Here is a 17,107-nt window from a genome sequence, read left to right on the forward strand (position 1 = left end):
CTCTAGACTTACCGGTGGTAAGCATCCTAGCCTTGAACTTGACCGGCGGTAAGGAGGCGTCGCATGAGCGCGACACCGCAGCGGATCCTGGCCGCCTCCCGCGCGCTGTTCGCCGAACGCGGTTATCGCGCCACGTCCATGCAGGCCATCGCCGATGAGGTCGGCATCACCAAGGCGGCGCTCTACTACCACTTCGCGTCGAAGGACGAGCTCCTCCGGCATCTCACGCTGCCGCTGCTGGACGAGTTGGAAAGCGCACTCGCCGAGGCCGAGTCGGCCGGTGACCCGGAAGCGGTTCGCTGGCGTGCCATCGAGGGTTACGTCGACGTCTACCTGCATCACCGGGAAACGCTGCTGATGCTGGTCAGGGACATGACGCTGCTGGTCCAGGCGCCGGTGGCGGACCGGTTCCGCGCGGCTGTGGCCCTGGCCAACGACCTGGTGTGCGGGCCGGGTCGCGGCCTGGGGGAGCGGGTGCGCGCCGCGCAGGTCGTCGCAGGGCTGAGCGATCCGGTCGTGCTCTTCGTGAACGTGCCGCCCGAACGGCTCAAACGTCTCATCCTCGACGGTGCCAAGGCCCTGCTGGCAGGTTACGAGACCGCCGCTCCCGCCGGCCGGCACGACGAGGTGACCGGTAGTCCACGCCCTCGTGGGCGCCCACGAGGGCGAAGCGGTGGGCGGCCCGCCGCGTTGAGCGGGCCGGAGGCCGGGCAGGCGCGTGAGCTGTACGCGGCCGGGCGGCCGGTGGCGGAGATAGCCGAACGTCTCGGCGTCTCACGAGCCACCGTCTACCGGTGTCTCAAAACCTCTGGGCTTTGATTTTGATATCAACGCTAGACGGCGCCGTGTGAACCGGCTCACTCGCCGTGCGCGTCACGGTGCCAGGCGCCGACTCGTCCGAAAGACGTGAACACCCCGGCAGTCACGGCACGCAACCACCGGAACCACGTTGCGCGCACCCTTCACATGACGGACAACTGTTTCTTGGAGTGCCATGCTGTACGGGCGTCGGGCGGAGTTGTCCGTCATCGGTGAGTTGCTGGACGGCCGCTGCGGCGCTCTGGTGGTGCGTGGTGTGGCGGGTATCGGCAAGTCCGCTCTCCTGGAGTCCGCCGCGGCGGGTACGCGGGCGCGGCTGCTGCGGGTGACCGGTGTCGAGTCCGAGGCGGACCTGCCGTTCGCCGCGTTGCACCTGCTGCTGCGCCCGGTTCTCGGGCACGTCGAGGCGCTGCCCCGGCAGCTGGTGGAGGCGCTGCGCGGTGCGCTGGGTCTCGGCGGTGCCACCCGGGGAGACCGCTTCCTCGTCGGGCTCGCGACACTCAGCCTGTTGGTGGAACTGTCGGCCGAGGGGCCGGTGCTCTGCCTGGTCGACGATGCGCAGTGGCTGGACGGCGAGTCGGCCGACGCGCTGCTGTTCGCCGCGCGCCGCCTGCACGCCGAGCCCGTGGCCGTCCTGTTCGCCGCGAGGGAGGGCGAGTTCCCCGCACGAGGGTTGCCCGAGTTGCGGCTGGGTGCGCTGGCCACCGAGGCCGCCAGGAAGCTCCTCGCCGAGCAGGGGGCGGACCTGCCGCCTGCCGTGCGCGACCAGCTCGTCGCCGAGGCCGGGGGCAACCCGCTCGCGCTGATCGAGCTGCCCCGCATGCTCACCGCGGAGCAGCGCAAGGGAGCGCTCGTGCCGCTGTCCTTCTCCCTCGGTACCGCGCAGCCGGCGACCGACAAGGTGCTGACCGGTTTCCGCGACCGGATCGCGGAACTCCCCGCCACCACTCGCTCCTGCCTGCTGGTGGCGTCCCTCGATCACCACGACGAGCTGGACGTGCTCGCACGTGCGCTCGGTCCGCTCGGCGCCTCGCTGGCCGACTTCGCCGAAGCCGAGCGCGCCGGCCTGGTCCGGGTGGGCCCGTCCGGCGTCACCTTCCACCACCCGCTGGTGCGTACCGCGGTGCTGACGGCCTGTGACATCGCCGCCCGGATGGCCGCGCACCGGGCGTTGGCGGAGACGGTCGACGACGACCGGCGGGCCTGGCACCTGGCCGCCGTCACCGCGTGGCCGGACGAGGAGGTGGCCGGGACGCTGGAGAGCCTGGCGTTACGTGCGCGACTGCGCGGTGGGCAGATGGCGGTGTCGGCGGCCTACGCACGCGCGGCCGAGCTGTCGGCCGAACCCCACCACGCCGTTCGCCGATGGACGGCCGCCGCCTCGGCTTCGGCCGAGGCAGGCCTGTGGCAGCGCACGGCCGAACTGGTGGACAGGGCCCGCCACCGCGGCGGGACGACGCCGACAGGTGCCGTCCTCGCGGACCTCGCCTACGTGCGCGCGATGCTGGAGGTGGAGGCTGGTCGGCCGCTGCGGGGCGTGCGGCTGCTGCACGAGGGAGCCGAGGCGGCCGACGACCTGCACACCAGGCTGTCGCTGCTCTGCCTGGCCGGCTACCACACCTGGGCCGGCGTCACCCATCCCGACCAGCTCGCGCTGGCCCGCCGCACCGAGGAACTGTGCCCGGACGGCGGCGGGCTGGCCGCCGTGGTGCGCGACCTCAACCGCGCCTTCCGCTTGATCATCGAGGGTGACGCCGTCACCACGTTCACCTACCGGGTGCCGGACCAGGCCGAGCGCATCCCGTTCGAGCTGCGCTTCCTCCTCGCCCAACAGTGCGTCGTCCGTGGGGACGTCGACGGCATGCTGGACGTCTCGGCCCAACTCGTCGAGGACTGCCGGGCGGAAGGACGCCTGGGACGCATGCCCCAGGCCATGACGATCTTCGGCATTGCCCAGCTCCTCGGCGGACACCACGGTTCCGCACGAGCCACCGTGGCCGCGGGCCTGGCGCTGGCCGCCGATGTCGGCCAGCCGCAGTGGCGCAGCTACCTGGCGGGCGTGCAGGCCTGGCTGTCCGCGGTCGCCGGCGCGGGGGAGGAGTGCGAGACGTTGGCCGCGCAGGCCATCCGGGACGCCGACCACCGCAGGTGGATGCCGGGAGCGTGCTGGGCCGAGTCCGCCCTCGCGGCCCTGGACTTCGGACTGGGTCGCCACGAAGCGGTGCTCGACCGGATCGACCGGGCGATGTCAGGGCCGACGCGCCACGCCTTCCTGTGGCGGTACTACTGGCCGGACTACGTCGAGGCCGCCGTCCGGGCGGGTGATCCGCGGCGTGCCGGGGACCATCTCCGCCGCTACGCGGAATGGGCCGAGGCGACCGGCCGGCCCCGACAGCTCGCCGTCCTGCACCGGCTCCGCGCGCTGCTCGCCGAGGACAGCGCGGCCGGCGAACTGTACGAGCGGGCGATGGCCCTGCACGCGGAGAGCAGGCAGCCCTTCGACGAGGCGCGCACCCGCCTGGTCCACGGCGAGTGGCTGCGCCGCCACCGGCGGCGCGCCGAGGCGCGCACCCAGCTCCACACCGCCATGGCGGCCTTCACCCGGCTCGGCGCCCTGCCGTGGGTCGACCGCGCCGCCGCAGAGCTGCGCGCCACCGGGCTCGCCCTGCCGGACCGTTCACCCGCCGGAGATCCGCTGGCCGTGCTGACACCGCAGGAGCTCCAGGTGGTACGGCTGGCCGTCACCGGAGCGTCCAACCGCGAGATCGGCGCGCAGCTCTTCCTGAGCCCGCGCACGGTCGCCTCCCACCTGTACAAGGCCTTCCCGAAGCTGGGGGTCGCCTCCCGCGCCGAGCTGAGCAGGCTGCTCCCGCCATCCGACTGACGCTTTCGAGGCGGCCGTCCCCGCGGATCTCGCGGATGTGGGGTGCCCCGCGGTCAGCGGGTCGCGGTCTTGTCGTCGGTGGTCGGCTGGACCCGTTCGAACCGCACTCGGTTGAGCCATCCCGGCAGGTCGCTGAGCACGTACAGCTCACCGTGCACGTCGGTGGCGATCGCGGTCGGCTGGGTGGGGAGGTGGCCGATCGCGGCGGACTCGTAGCTGCCGTCGAGCTTGGGGCGCACGGCGAACACACGGGTCGAGCAGTAGTCGGCCGCGATGTAGGTGCCCCACGCCTCCGGGGTCCGGGACCCCCGGTACACCACGCCGCCGGTCACCGAGCAGTTGTCGTTGTAGTGGTCGTACTCGAAGACCGGGTCGGTGTACCGCGCGCCCGGCCGGCATTGCCCCGGGTCGAACACCGGGGTGCCTTCCTTGCAGGACCAGCCGAGGTTCGCGCCGCCCTGCCACGGGCGGATGTGGTTGACCTCCTCGACCAGGCCCTGGCCGACGTCACCGATCCACAGGGAGCCGTCGACCGGGTCGACGGAGAACCGCCACGGATTGCGCAGCCCGAAGAGCCAGATCTCCGGCCGCGCGCCCGGCACGCGGACGAACGGGTTGCCGGAGGGCACGCAGTAGGGCTTCGGCCCGCAGGTGCGGTTGACGTCGATCCGCACGATCTTGCCGAGCAGCGTGCCGAGGTTCTGACCGGCCTTGAACGGGTCGTGCGTGTGGCCGCCGTCGCCGAGGGACCAGTAGAGGTAGCCGTCGCGACCGAACGCCACCTGCCCGCCGTTGTGGTTGCCGTACTCGGCGTGGTCCTGGGTGAGCAGCACCTGCACCCGTTCGGGAGCGCCGATGGGCACCCGCGCCAGGGTCAGTGCGCCGGCCGGCAGGCTCGTGTAGGCCACGTAGAGGATTCCGGTCCGGGTGAAGTTCGGCGCGGGCGTGATGCCGAGCAGGCCGCGCTCGTTGTCCGAGGCGTCGATCCGGGCGGTCAGGTCGAGCACCGGCTCGGCCGCCAGGCCGGTGTCGGGGTGGTAGGCGCGGACGGTGCCTTCCTTCTCCGCGATCAGCATCCGGCCGTCCGGCAGCCCGGTGATCGCGATGGGCCGCCGCAGACCGGACGCCACCTGTTCGGACATCACGGTCAGCTCCGTGAGCGGGACCGCGCGGCTGTGGCGCGTGTCGGCCGCGGCGCTGCCGCCCACCGACACCGAAGGCAAGAGGAATGCGGACAGGGCCAGTACGAGCATGCCGGCCATCAGGGTGACCGGGCGACGACGTCGTCGCGACATGGTTGGCTCCTCGGGCAGGGTGGATTCTGGGAGCGCTCCCAACGTAGCGTGACTGCCCAGTGACTTCCAGCCGCCGTCCTGGCGTCTTCTCTGCGGGCGAAGGAGTCCGGACGTCCACGGTCCGGACCGTCGCGCAGTGCGTGTGACCGGGTGTTCGGCGTCGTCCCCGACCAGCGGACACCGAGGTCGTGCACGACGCCGTGATGCCGGGGATCGGCACCGCGCCACTGTTGTTGGTGCGGGTGGCGTGAGGGCCGCGGGGGCATCGGGCAGTGGGTGGGGTCGACAGCCGGGTGCCGGAGGGCCCAGTCGGATCGGCGCGCGGTGGAGGTCCAGGAGCCGGTCGGCGGTGTGCGCGGTGTGCAGGTAGAAGTCCACCACGCGGTGCAACGCCGCTGCCCGCTCGTCCTCAGGCAGCAGGTGCTCGGCGGCGTGGGCGCGGATCAGGTCGTGCATCCGGTAACGACCCTGGGCGTTCGACGTGGTCAACGACGCACGTTCCAGTCCTCGGAGCACCGTCGTGGTTCGGTCCGGGGGTAGCCCGGTGAGTGCGGCGGCGGAAGGAAGGCTGATGTCGGGGCCTGGGGCTATGCCCAACAGGGTGAACGCGACGGCCTGGTCCGAAGTGAGCGTGCGGCGCGACCAGGACAGGACGGTGGGTAGGCTGGCCGCGGGTTCGTCGTCGTCCAGCGCGTCGAGGCCCAGGCCTCGCAGTTCGGCGGCGAGTGCGGGCAGCCGCAGGTCGGGGCGAGTGTGGGCGCGGCCGGCCACGATACCCAGCGCCAACGGGAATCCGCCGCACAGGCTGATCAGCTCGTCGACCGCCGGCCGTTCGGCGTCGACCCGCGTTCTGCCGAGCCGGGCGGCCAGCAGGAGACGGGCCTCGCCGGTGGAGAGCACGTCGAGTTGCAGGTGGTGGGCTCCGTGGCCGGTGACCAGGCCCGCGAGTCGGTTCCGGCTGGTCACGACGACCACGCACGCCTCACCGCCGGGCAGCAGCGGGACCACCTGGTCGGTGTCGATGGCGTTGTCCAGCACCACGAGCACGCGCTTGTCCGCGGTCAGGCTGCGGAACAGCGCGGACCGATCGCGCACGTCAGGCGGGACCGCGGCCGGCTCGACGCCCAGGGCGGTGAGAAACCCGTGCAGTGCCGCGGCGGGTGCCAGCGGCACGCCGTCCGGGCTGAACGCGCCCAGGTCCACGAACAGTTGGCCGTCCGGGAACCGGTCGAGGTGGCGGTACGCCCATCGCAGGCTCAGCCAGGTCTTGCCGAAGCCACCCGCGCCGGTGATGGTCGCGATCGTCGTCGCACCGCTGGGTCGTGCGGCGTCGACAAGGCCGTCCAGGCGGCGAAGCTCCTCGTGGCGGCCGACGAACGCGGCGGGGGCGGCGCGCAACTGACGGGGCACCACCGCTTCGGTGTCCGGCGGCCCGGGGGCGAGGGCGGTGTCGACGGCGAGGACCTGCTGGTGCAGCCGCTGCAGCGCGGTGCCGGGTTCGACGCCCAGCTCCTCGATCAACCGCGCGCGGGTTAGTCGGTAGTGCTCCAAGGCGTCGTTGGTGCGCCCCGCTGCATGCAGTGCCAGCAGGTATTGGCCCGCCACCCTCTCGTCCAACGGGTGCTGGGCGGTCCGCGCGGCCAGTTCGGCCACCAGCCCTCCGCTTTCCCCGGTGCTCAACCGGGCGTCGACCAGGTCGTGTTGTACGGCCAGCCGTTGCTGTTCGAGCCGGTCGCGTTCGGCCTGCGCCCACTCACCGTGCACGCCGGTCAGCGCCTCGCCGCGCCACAGCTCCAACGCCTTGGTCAACGTCCTCACTACTTGGACGTCGTCGTCGCGGGCCCGGGCGCACAGGTCTCGGAACCGGTGGAGATCAACCACGGGTTCGGAGGTCTCGGCCACCAGGGCGTATCCCCCCGACCGGCGGATGATCGCCACCTCGTCCGCGCCGGCCAGTGCCCGCCGCAGCCGGGAGATGTAACCGTGCAGCGTCGCCCGTGCCCTTGGTGCCGCCGCCGCACCCCAGACACGTTCGACCAGCCGGTCCACCGGCACCACGCGGCCCGCGTCGGCCGCCAGCGCGGCCAGCACGCACCGCTGCCTGGGCGTGCCCAGGCTCACCGGCCGCCCGCCGACCTCCGCGCCCACTTCCCCCAGCAGACGCACGACCACTGCCACGCCGACCACCCTGCCACCGATACCGCATCGGTCACCGGCATAGCACCCAGAGCAACGCCATGCAGAAATCCTGCCAGCGATTCACACGACCGGGTCCCGACGCTTGAGGGGGTCGGCGGTCGCCCCGCCGCCCCCGGGCCCGAAGCGAAGAAGAGCTCAGGCCCGTTGCACCTCACCGCACCGCGGATAGACCGAGGAGAGAACATGAATCGGTTTCGGAGCACTCTCGCGGCCCTGGGCCTGGCAATGATCGCCCTGACCTCACCGGCGGCCGCGCAGACCCAGTCGCCGGGTGCCGTGGAGCCGCTGGCCTTCGCCGACTGCCCGTCCGGCTACTTCTGCGTCTGGGAACACGCGGACGGAACCGGCCACTGGGCCAGGTTCCGGACGGGGTCGTCTGACCTGACCGTGCCGATCGGCGGTTTCGTCTTCAACGACGAGATCTCGTCCGTGTGGAACCGGACCAGCCGGATCTGGTGCCTCTACGAGAACATCGACTACGGACCCCCTGCCTTGCGGATCGCGGTCAACTGGAGGGGACCGCTCGGCCCGCGCTACGACTTCAACGACAAGGTCAGCTCCTTGAAGCCCTGCTAGTAGGACGAGACCTCACGCGCCGGTCAGGCCACCGGAGATCCGGCGGCCTGACCGGGCTCGGTCTCGTACCGGTCAGTCGACTTGCGGTCGAACGTCCTGTCGTGCCGCGTAGTGGGCGTTCGCTTGTTCCGCGATCATCGCAGGATCGGTCGGTCTCCCCATCAGTAGGGGAATACGAACCAGTAGAACGACTGGCTCACGCTCGCCCCCGCGCTGTCGGTGGCCGTGACCCGCGGGTTGTAGTTGGCCCACGTGGTCGGGGTTCCGCTGATCAGACCGGTCGACGTGTTCACGCTCAGTCCGGCGGGCAGACCGGTCGCGGAGAAGCGGTACCCACCGCTGCCGCCCTCGGCGACGAGCTGCAGGGTCACCGCACGACCCTTGACGCTGGTCTGGGTGCCCGGGTTGGTCAGCGACAGATCTGTCGGGCCGGGATTGCCGGTGGTGACCGTCAGGCTGTACTTGACGGTCCTGGACTCGGTGCCCTTGGTGCCGGTGACGGTGATCTCGTAAGTACCGACCGGGGTGGACGACGTGGTGCCGATCGTCAGCCTGGAGCCGCTGCCCACAGCGATCTTGCCCGGGTTGAACGACGCGGTGGCACCGGAGGGCAGGCCGCTGGCCGAGAGCGTGATGTCCCCGGTCGGCGGGTTGGTGGAACCGATCTCCTGGTTGGCCCAGTCGCCGAGCACACCGTGCATCCTGGCGTGCGCCTGGTAGTAGGCGCAGTCCGTGCGCAGCCAGGAGAAGACGCCGTAGATCTTGCCGTTGTGCAGGTACGGGCCGCCGGAGTCGCCCTGGCACAGCGACGGTCCACCGCTGCTGTAGCCGTTGCAGAACATGTACCGGGCATCGAAGTGACCGGCGATGTCGCGGCAGTTCTGGTCCTCCGCCACCGGCAGGACCGCCTCGTACAGCTTGGTGTTGCGGTTGGCGTCGTTCGCGTCCGACTTGCCGTAGCCGACCGCGGTTCCTCGCGTGCCGACCGGCAACGAGTCGGTGGACCTGGCGATCGGCGGGTAGGCCATGCCCGCCGGGGTGGGGATGTCGGTCGTCGTCGTGATGATCGCGACGTCGAAGCCGGTCCGCCAGCCGTCGGACGGGTTGTAGCTCGGGTGGGCCTTGTACTCGGCGATCTCGATCCGGGTGCCGGTGTCGGTGTTCGCCAGGTCGTCGCGGCCGTAGATCAGGTACTTCGGGTCGCCCTGGGAGAACTTGCAGTGCGCCGCGATGAGGACCTTCCGCGGGGCCACGACGGAGCCGGTGCAGGACTGCTCCTGCGGGCGCACGCCGCCGGTGCGGTGCTGCGAGATGATGAACGGGTACTCGGCCACCGTGGTCGGCGTGCCACCGACCACGGCGACGCCGGATTCGCCGTCTGCTTGGAAGGCGCTGGTGGCGCTGATCGTCGTGGTCACCGACGAACCCTGCGCGACGGAGCCGCCGGCCGGGTCGGCGGTCAGGGTGAAGCTGCCCGGTGGTACCTCGCCGTTGACCTTCAGCGACACGTTCGCGGTGCGGGTGGCATCGGTGCCGGTACCGGTGACGGTGAGGTTGTAGGTGCCCGGGGTGACCGAGGCGCCCACGCTCAGCGACAGCCTGGACGAGCCGCCCGCGGTCACCGAGGACGGGTCGAACGACGCGGTCACGCCCGCGGGTTGGCCGCTCGCCGACAGCCGCACGTTCTGCGCCGCCCCTCGGGTGACCGCAGTGGAGATCGTGGTGCCGGCCGACTGGCCCGGGTCGGCGCTGACCGAGGACGGGCTGGCCGAGATGGAGAAGTCGTTGCCCGGCTGGGGATTGCCCGCGGGCAGGTGCAGCAACCGGTTGGGGGTGCCCGTCCGGATGTTGGTCATCTTGCCGGTGGTGGCGTTGTCGACGACCCACTTCTTCAGGTCGGCGGGCGTCGAGGACGGCGCCTCCGACAGGCGCAGCGCCAGGGTGCCCGCCACGTGCGGGGCGGCCATCGACGTGCCGGACAGCTGCCCGTAGGAGGAGTCCGACTGGTGGAAGGACGAGTCGATGCCGCTGCCCGGTGCGAACAGGTCCATGCACGCGCCGTCGTTGGAGTCGCCCGCGCGCGCGTCGCTGCTCGTCGCGTTGCCCGTGCGGACGCCGGTCTCGACCCGGGGACCCGGACCGTGGTCGCACGAGTTGCCGCCGTTGTTCCCGGTGATCAGTGCCCACTGCACGCCGGCGGCGATGGAGCCCTTGATCGCGTCGACGGCGATGGACGGGTTGTCCGTGTACACGCTCAGGTTCGCCACGGCGGGCTTGATCGCGTTCCGGGCGAGCCACTCGGCGGCGACGACGACGTCGCTGTCCTTGCCGCGCCCGTTGCAGTCGAGGATGCGCACCGAGTGCAGGGTGACCTTCTTCGCCACGCCGCGCGTCTCACCGCCCGTGATGCCCGCGACGTGCGTGCCGTGCCCGTTGCAGTCGTTGCCGTTGTCGGCCGGGACGATGAAGTCCGCGGCGAACTTCGCCCGGCCGTCGAACTCCTGGTGCGAGTAGCGGATGCCGGTGTCCACGATGTACACGTTGACGCCTTGGCCGCCGTGGCTGGGGTAGGTGTACTTCCTGTCCAGTGGGCGGTCGCGCTGGTCGACGCGGTCCAGGCCCCAGTTCACCGGGTTGTCCTGGGTGTCGCCCGCGCGCGACGTGCCCGACTGGATGACGGACTCGACGGCGGGGTGCGCCGCGAGACGTCGCGCCTGCTGCTCGCCGAGGTTGTCGACCACGTAGCCGCGCATGACCTGGGTGAGCACGTGCTCCGCGCGGCCGCCGTACTGGCTGACGAGGGAGTCGACGGTCCGGGCGACGCCGGAGGTGGCGACCGCCGCGTCCTTGAGCTTGACGACGTAGTTGCCGGGGACCGGGTTCTCGGCCCCGCCTCGGACCACGCCCTCCGGTGCCGTGGCGTGGGCCGGCGAGGCGAGCCCACCGGCCATGACTGCTGCCAGCGCGAGCGCCAGCAGGGTTTTCGATGTGCAGGGCATTGAATTACTCCTTTATGTGCGGAGCTTTCAACACCGGAAATTAGTCCAGCTCCTCCCGGAGCAGAAGTGATCTGTTGACGGTCGACACCACTGTTTGGTTCGCCGTGATAGACGCAGGTCAGGGGTGGTTTCGAGAAACAGTTCTTCCCATGTTCGTCAGGACTCCCAGCGCACGCCGATCGTGCCTGGACGCACTGTCGAAGCGACGAGAGACGTCGTGCCGGCGACACCCAGCCACAAATCTTCGATGTATTTCTCCGGTCCGCGCAGGCCTGGTCGGTCGTACCGGCGCAGCCTGCCCGGCGGCGGACCGCTGAAGCGCAGCGTGGCGGTGTACAACCCGACCGGTCGCGGGAACCGGCGGTAGTAGTGGTCCAGCGGCTGCCGGGTCGGGAGTCGCACCTCGTACTCGATCACGGTGTGCTCACCCCGGCCGAGCGGCCGATCGAACAGGAACTCGGCCACGAGCGCCCGGTTGGTGGCGTCACCGCGCACCCGGCCGACGCGGGCGTGGGCCACCCCGACCAGTTCCGGGGCCGGGTACGCCGGGTCGTCGACCTCGTGGCACACGACGTGCCGGTCCACGCGTTCGGCGGCGGCCCGCAGCACCAACCGGGTCCGCTGCCTGCGTTCACCGGTGTTCTCGTCGATGCTGAGCGAGTCGCTGATGCCGAGGAACTCCAACTCCCCGTCGGGCACGGTCCCGAGCCCGGCCAGCAGGCTGCCGCAGGACGGCCACAACGCCCGCCGGGACAGCGTGCCCGGTGAGCGCCCCGACGTCCCCCCTCGCGGGCGCCGCCCGCCGAGCAACGCGACCAGCGACGCCGCCGGCAGCCCCAGGACCTGCTCCAACCGGCTGAGGGCTGCGAGTGACTCGGCCCGTTCCGGACGACTGCGGCCGGTGCGCCAGTAGGAGATCGCCGTGCGGCTGATGGTCACGCCACCTTCCGCGAGTCGGCTGCGCAGCCGTTCCAGCGTCAGCCCGGAGGCCTCGATCGCGGCGTCGAGCGCCACCTCGAACGGGCCGGTCCGCAGCAACTGCCTCAGTTCCCGGTTCACGTCGCCCCCGGTTGCGTCCTCATCGCTCGAAATGTGAACCGTATACGCAGAACCGTCCCGGCGAGAAGGGCAGAAGTGGCCAGTGGCCGGCATTGGCCGGCCTAGGGTGAGGTGATGGACGAGTTCGACCCCGGATTCCTCGAACCGATCGGCCTCGGCGTCCCCGAAGGCGCCCTCTACCTGTGGCTGCTGCGCCGGCCCCGCGCCGACAGGAGCGAGCTCACCGCCGCGCTCGGGATGACCGCGGGCAGCCTGTCCCGGGCCATCGGGAACCTGGTCGAGGCGGGCTTGGCGACCCGGCTGCCGGGACGTCCGGTCCGCTACGTGCCCGCACCGCCGCAGGTCGCCCTGGACGCCCTCACCACGCGCCGCGCCGAGCAGCTCGACCGCCTCCGCGGGGTGACGCGCGACCTCGCGGCGAGGTACGAAGAGGCGCCGCGCGGTGGGTCGGGCGACCTGGTCGAGCTGATCGAGGGCGGGCCCGCGGTGTGCCACCACATCGCTCAGATCCAACTGGCCGCCCGCCAGGAGGTGCTGCTCATCGATTGCCCGCCGTACCTGGGCGGCGTGCCGGAGCGCAACGTGGAGGAGCTGCAAGGCCTGCGGCGCGGAGTGGTCTACCACACGATCTACCACATGCCGATGCTCCACGACCGGGCGCGGCTGGCCGAGATCAGCACCTACATCGAGGCGGGCGAGGACGCCCGCACGCTTCCCGGCGTGCACATGAAGATGATGATCGCCGATCGCCGGGTGGCACTGATCCCGCTCAGCTTCGAGATGTCGGAGACGGGGTCGCGGATCCTGGTGCACCGCTCTCCCCTCCTCGACGCGCTCATCGCCTGCTTCGACATGCTGTGGGAACGCGCGGCGCCGATCGGCGCCGCGCTGCGCGGCGGGCACCGCGACAAGGAGTTGTTGACGCTGCTCGCCTCCGGCATGAAGGACGCGGCGATCATGCGCTCCCTCGGGATCACCCAACGCACCATGACCCGGCGGATGTCCGCCCTGCTCGAAGAACTCGGCGCGGCCACCCGCCTCCAAGCCGGGCTCCAGGCCAACCGGCGCGGACTGGTGTGAGGTCGCCCCTACTCTCCGCCCGAGAACCCCCACTACCTCAAGCAGGGGGAGCTCTCCCACTACTACGCCTTCCGCGAGCTCTACCACCGCCGCAAGCTGCAGCGGGTCGGTGACCGCTGGTCGTTCACCGGCGCCAAGATCACCATGCCCCCGCTCCGGCCGCTCGACTCGGGATCCGTTGGGTGCCATGCCGGACATGCGTCGGGCCCGCCGGTTGAGTACCGGCGGGCCCTTGCGCTGTGGTGCTGTCGTGTCAGCTGTGTGCGCGGTGGCCCCGCTTGGTGACGACGTGGTAGATGCCGAGCACGATCAGCGAGCCGAGGATGGCCAGCAGCCAGGTGCTCAGGTCGAAGAAGCTGCCGATGTCGGAGCCGAAGATGGCGCGGCCGATGAAGCCGCCGATGATGGCGCCGACGATGCCGAGCAGCATCGTGATGATGATGCCGCCGGGGTCCTTGCCGGGCATGATGGCCTTGGCGATGGCGCCGGCGATGAGACCCAGAACGATCCAACCCAGGATGCCCACGGTGCTTCCTTATCCTCGTGTCACGCCGACTCCTGCGGCGCGGCGTGATCGTTACAGGCACTGGGTTGCCCAACTCGCATCGATTTCACACCTACGGCGAGTTCCTCGGTGGAGCGATACGTCGACGATGAGCGGAATCACCACCTAACCTCGGTGCGGGTCTGCACTTCGGCCACTCCCACCGGCGGGGCGGGAGTGGCCGCGTCGACCATCGGTCAGTGCCTGGGGGCCGGTGACGCGGTCTGCCGCAGGGGTGCGCCGGCGTCGTGCAGGTGGCGGAGGACCTCGGCGTAGGAGTCGCGCATGGTCGCCTTGCTGTAGGGGATGCCGTGGCGTGCGCAGAAGTCTTCGACGATGGGTTGGGCGCGGCGCAGGTTGGGGCGCGGCATGTGGGGGAACAGGTGGTGCTCGATCTGGTGGTTGAGCCCGCCGAGCAGCGCGTCGACCCATCGCCCGCCGGTGACGTTGCGGGAGGTGAGGACCTGCTTGTGCAGGTGGTCCAGGCGTTGGCCGGGGGCGATGATGGGCATGCCCTTGTGGTTGGGGGCGAAGGAACAGCCGAGGTAGACGCCCATGAGGCCTTGGTGCACGGCGATGAACGCGATCCCCTGCAGCGGTGACAGCACCCAGAACACCGCGGTCAGGTACCCGGCCAGGGGGACGAGCTGCAACGTGGCCTCGGTCCACGGGCGGCTGACCTCGCGCCGCCACACCGCTTGAAGGCTGGAGATGCGCAGCACGACCGCTTCGGCCAGCAGCAGCGGGAAGAACAGGAACGCCTGGTACTTGGTGATCCACCGGTACAGGCCGCGCTTGTCGCCTGCCTGCTCGCGGCTGAAGGCGATGGCGTGGATCTCGATGTCGGGGTCGTGGTCCTCGTGGTTGGGGTTGGCGTGGTGGCGGGTGTGCTTGCCGACCCACCACTGGTAGCTGATCCCGGTGACGCCTCCGTGCAGGTGTCCCACGATGTCGTTGTGGCGGTGGCTGCGGAAGATCTGCCGGTGCCCGGCGTCGTGGCCGATGAACGCGAACTGGGTGAAGACCACCGCGAGCAGCGCTGCGGTCAGCATCTGCCACCACGACTCGCCCACCAGCACGAAGAGCGCACCGGTGGCCGCGAGCAGCAGGATGTTGATCACCATCCGCGCGGTGTAGTAGCCGCGACGCCGTTCCAGCAGCCCCGCCTCCTTGACCTCACGGGTCAGACGCGCGAAGTCACTGGCCGGTCTGGAACCGGGAACGCGCGTGGCGGGATCGGACAACGATGTCATGAGGTGCCTTCCAGGCGAACGAGCTGTTCGTGGAGGGTTTCCGCTGAAGGACTCGTCTAACCCCGAAAAGCTGTTTTCAACAGAGCGCACTCGGGAGGACGCGCACGGTTTGCGCGAGCGGCACCCTGACTCCGCCTCGCTCTTGGTCTTCGAGGTGGGACTACCGGTGGCGTCGACATCGACGTGTCGGGGTCCCGATCGCCGACTCGGACCGGGCAGTAGTCGTCCGGGATGACGGAGGCGAGGTCGGGTGGATCGGTCAGCTCGCGGTCAACGGGCTTTCCGCTCCTGCTTTGGCGTGCACCGCGCGACCAACACGGCTCTCGTCGGTCACCGATCGACGCGCAGGAAAGCGGTCACAGTCGTGCCGTGGGCGGTGGCGTGGGTGCGTACGAGGTCGGCCAGTTGGTTGACCAGTAGCAGGCCGCGGCCTCCGCGCTGTCCCGGTTCGGGTGGCCGGCGACCGGCCAGCGGGTCGGTCAGGCGTCCGTCGTCCTCGACCGAACAGATCAGGTGTGCCCCGTCGCGCCAGATCCGCAGTCGGCATCCGGCGCCGGTGTGCCTGAGGCTGTTGGTCACCAGCTCGGTGGCGATGAGTTCGAGGTCTGCGATCGCCTCGGCGTCCAGTGGCGATCGCCGTGCCTGGTCGGCGACGAGACGGCGGACGTCGCGGATGTCCGCGGTGGTCCCGACGTCGAGGTCGGCGGAGTCCGGGGCGGTCGGCAGTGGTCGGTTGTAGCGGTCGACCACGGCGTGGGGGTCGTAGTGGTCGCTGTCGCGACGCCCGGTCGCCTCCCACACCGTCGGGTGTGTGGCCAGGGCGTCGGCCAGCACGTGGTCGTCGAGGGCGCGGGAGTCGTAGGGGCAGACGATGGTGACGTCGCGTCCGGCGAAGGCCAGGTTGATCAGTGCTTCGTGCTGTGCGCAGGCGGGGTACTCGATTTCGGTGCGGCCGGCCCAGATCGGCTCGCCGATGATGCGCACCTGCCCGGAGCGGTGGGCGTCGGCGAACCGGCGCAGGACGGTCGGGATGATCCTGCCGGGGTTGCGGCCCACCACTTCCATGTCGAGCATCAGCACGTCGTCCGCGGCCGTGCCCAACGCCTCGCGCAGCAGCCGCAGCCTCGCCCCGGGCACCGCCACGGCGGCGGGGTGCCCTTCGCCCAGGCCATCGGTGATGAAGGGCACGAGTGCGTCCAGGTACTCCTCGTCGGAGTTGTAGAACAGGGCCGGGTGCACGAACACGCCGGAGGGCGTCGTCGCGGCGCTCATGCGGCGTGGTCCACGTGCACGTCACGCAGGTCGAGCAGATCCACGAGGCGGGCCAAGCCCGGCCACGAGCCGCGCAGCGCGAGGGGTGCGCCGAGGCGTGCGGCGTGGTCGGCCAGGCGCAGCAGGTTGTTGTGGTCGATGAAGGTCAGCTCCCTGGCGTCGAGCACCAGCTCTCCGTCCCGAGCACGTAGGTCGACGCGGTTCAACGCCTGGGTGAAGAGGCCGTCTGCGTGGGAGTCCACTTCGCCGCCCAACGCGGTGGTGTGACCGTCCGCGGCGTGCAGCCGGAAGCCGGGCGCTCGGGCGTTGGTGTTCGGGTGCAGGCACGCCAGCTCCGCGAACGCCGAGTCGTCGATCTCCGCGGAAGAGTACGCGCACATCGCGGAGAACGGGTGGTCGGCCATGTAGCGGTCCACCAGGTGCTCGTAGCGGGCGAAGGCGGCGAGTTGCTTCGGGGTGCGCACCAGGGGAGTGGCCTCGGCGACCACCCGGAACCCGGCGAACCCGTCGCGCACGGCGGCCTCGGTGGCGGCGGTGTAGGCCCGGACCTGCGCCTCGGGCTCGACCACGGCGCCGACCGGGTACGTCGCTTCCAATGAGGTGACCTGGGCCGCACCTTCTCGCAGTGCGCGGTCGATGCCGTCGATCCCCCGCAGGCCGTGCACCAGGGCGTCCACGTCGCCGGAGGCCACGTAGCAGACCCGGTAGCCCTGTTCCAGGCCGTCGAGCAGGAACTCCCGTGCCCGGGCCTCGAACTCGGGCACGTCGTCGTACCGCCAGCACACGTGGTCGTGTGCACCCAGCCCACGCGTGTGATCGACGAGCCCTGACCTGCGCATTCCTGCAATTCTACGTAACGCTGGTGCTCGCCCGCCACACTGGGGGTGGCCGGTCGGCGGATGACCGGTGGTCAGCGCGACAGCACCGCGGTGACCGCCTGGTCGACCGTGGCGTGCACGGCCACCGGCCGTCGCAATCGACCGTCGGCCACCTGCGCCGGTCCGGTCACGTCAGGACGCCGTCGGGTCCCGGGATGCGGTGCCGGGTCAGTGCTTCGTCGAGTTCGCCGCGCTCGTGGGCGGTCACGAGGTCGTGGGCGATGTCGCGCAGTTTGCGGTTGGTGTGCT

The 17,107-nt window shown here is 70.8% G+C and carries 11 protein-coding genes; 4 read left to right on the forward strand and 7 right to left on the reverse strand.

Annotated elements, in window-relative coordinates:
* The first annotated feature begins 63 nt into the window (after window positions 1–63).
* Window positions 64–819, forward strand: a complete 756-nt coding sequence (locus tag B0I31_RS38035) for a TetR family transcriptional regulator (RefSeq protein ID WP_106620225.1) — start codon at window positions 64–66, stop codon at window positions 817–819.
* A gap of 175 nt (window positions 820–994) precedes the next feature.
* Complete coding sequence (locus tag B0I31_RS38040; RefSeq protein ID WP_106620226.1) at window positions 995–3,703, forward strand: ATP-binding protein; 2,709 nt, start codon at window positions 995–997, stop codon at window positions 3,701–3,703.
* A 53-nt stretch (window positions 3,704–3,756) separates the two neighbouring features.
* On the opposite strand, the gene B0I31_RS42375 is transcribed toward B0I31_RS38040, so the two are convergent.
* Window positions 3,757–7,176: a PQQ-dependent sugar dehydrogenase gene (locus B0I31_RS42375; protein ID WP_245950743.1), complete on the reverse strand. Its 3,420-nt coding sequence runs from the start codon at window positions 7,174–7,176 to the stop codon at window positions 3,757–3,759.
* A gap of 204 nt (window positions 7,177–7,380) precedes the next feature.
* Between B0I31_RS42375 and B0I31_RS38055 the strand changes: the two genes are divergently transcribed.
* Complete coding sequence (locus tag B0I31_RS38055; protein WP_106620227.1) at window positions 7,381–7,773, forward strand: peptidase inhibitor family I36 protein; 393 nt, start codon at window positions 7,381–7,383, stop codon at window positions 7,771–7,773.
* 161 nt (window positions 7,774–7,934) lie between these two features.
* On the opposite strand, the gene B0I31_RS38060 is transcribed toward B0I31_RS38055, so the two are convergent.
* Both B0I31_RS38060 and B0I31_RS38065 read right to left on the reverse strand, forming a co-directional pair.
* Entirely contained in the window at window positions 7,935–10,772 is a 2,838-nt protein-coding gene (locus B0I31_RS38060; RefSeq protein WP_106620228.1) for a trypsin-like serine protease, read from the reverse strand.
* Window positions 10,773–10,928: 156 nt separating this feature from the next.
* Window positions 10,929–11,831 (reverse strand): PE-PGRS family protein, encoded by a 903-nt coding sequence (locus tag B0I31_RS38065; protein WP_106620229.1) that lies wholly within the window; start codon window positions 11,829–11,831, stop codon window positions 10,929–10,931.
* Window positions 11,832–11,945: 114 nt separating this feature from the next.
* Here B0I31_RS38065 and B0I31_RS38070 point away from each other — a divergent pair, with 114 nt between their 5' ends.
* On the forward strand, window positions 11,946–12,911 hold the full coding sequence (locus B0I31_RS38070) for a helix-turn-helix domain-containing protein (RefSeq protein WP_106620230.1): 966 nt from the start codon (window positions 11,946–11,948) through the stop codon (window positions 12,909–12,911).
* A 253-nt stretch (window positions 12,912–13,164) separates the two neighbouring features.
* Here the strand turns inward: B0I31_RS38070 and B0I31_RS38075 are convergent, their stop codons facing one another.
* From B0I31_RS38075 to B0I31_RS38090, 4 genes are all read right to left on the reverse strand, one after another.
* On the reverse strand, window positions 13,165–13,437 hold the full coding sequence (locus B0I31_RS38075) for a GlsB/YeaQ/YmgE family stress response membrane protein (protein ID WP_106620231.1): 273 nt from the start codon (window positions 13,435–13,437) through the stop codon (window positions 13,165–13,167).
* A gap of 215 nt (window positions 13,438–13,652) precedes the next feature.
* A complete protein-coding gene (locus B0I31_RS38080; RefSeq protein WP_106620232.1) occupies window positions 13,653–14,708 on the reverse strand; it encodes a fatty acid desaturase family protein in 1,056 nt (351 codons plus the stop codon).
* A gap of 330 nt (window positions 14,709–15,038) precedes the next feature.
* Window positions 15,039–15,980 (reverse strand): anti-sigma factor RsbA family regulatory protein, encoded by a 942-nt coding sequence (locus B0I31_RS38085; protein ID WP_106620233.1) that lies wholly within the window; start codon window positions 15,978–15,980, stop codon window positions 15,039–15,041.
* On the reverse strand, window positions 15,977–16,819 hold the full coding sequence (locus B0I31_RS38090) for an MEDS domain-containing protein (RefSeq protein ID WP_106620234.1): 843 nt from the start codon (window positions 16,817–16,819) through the stop codon (window positions 15,977–15,979). Before B0I31_RS38090 ends, B0I31_RS38085 begins: the two co-directional genes overlap by 4 nt.
* Between the last annotated feature and the right edge of the window lie 288 nt (window positions 16,820–17,107).

Source organism: Saccharothrix carnea (assembly GCF_003014735.1).
Classification (GTDB): Bacteria; Actinomycetota; Actinomycetes; order Mycobacteriales; family Pseudonocardiaceae; genus Actinosynnema; species Actinosynnema carneum.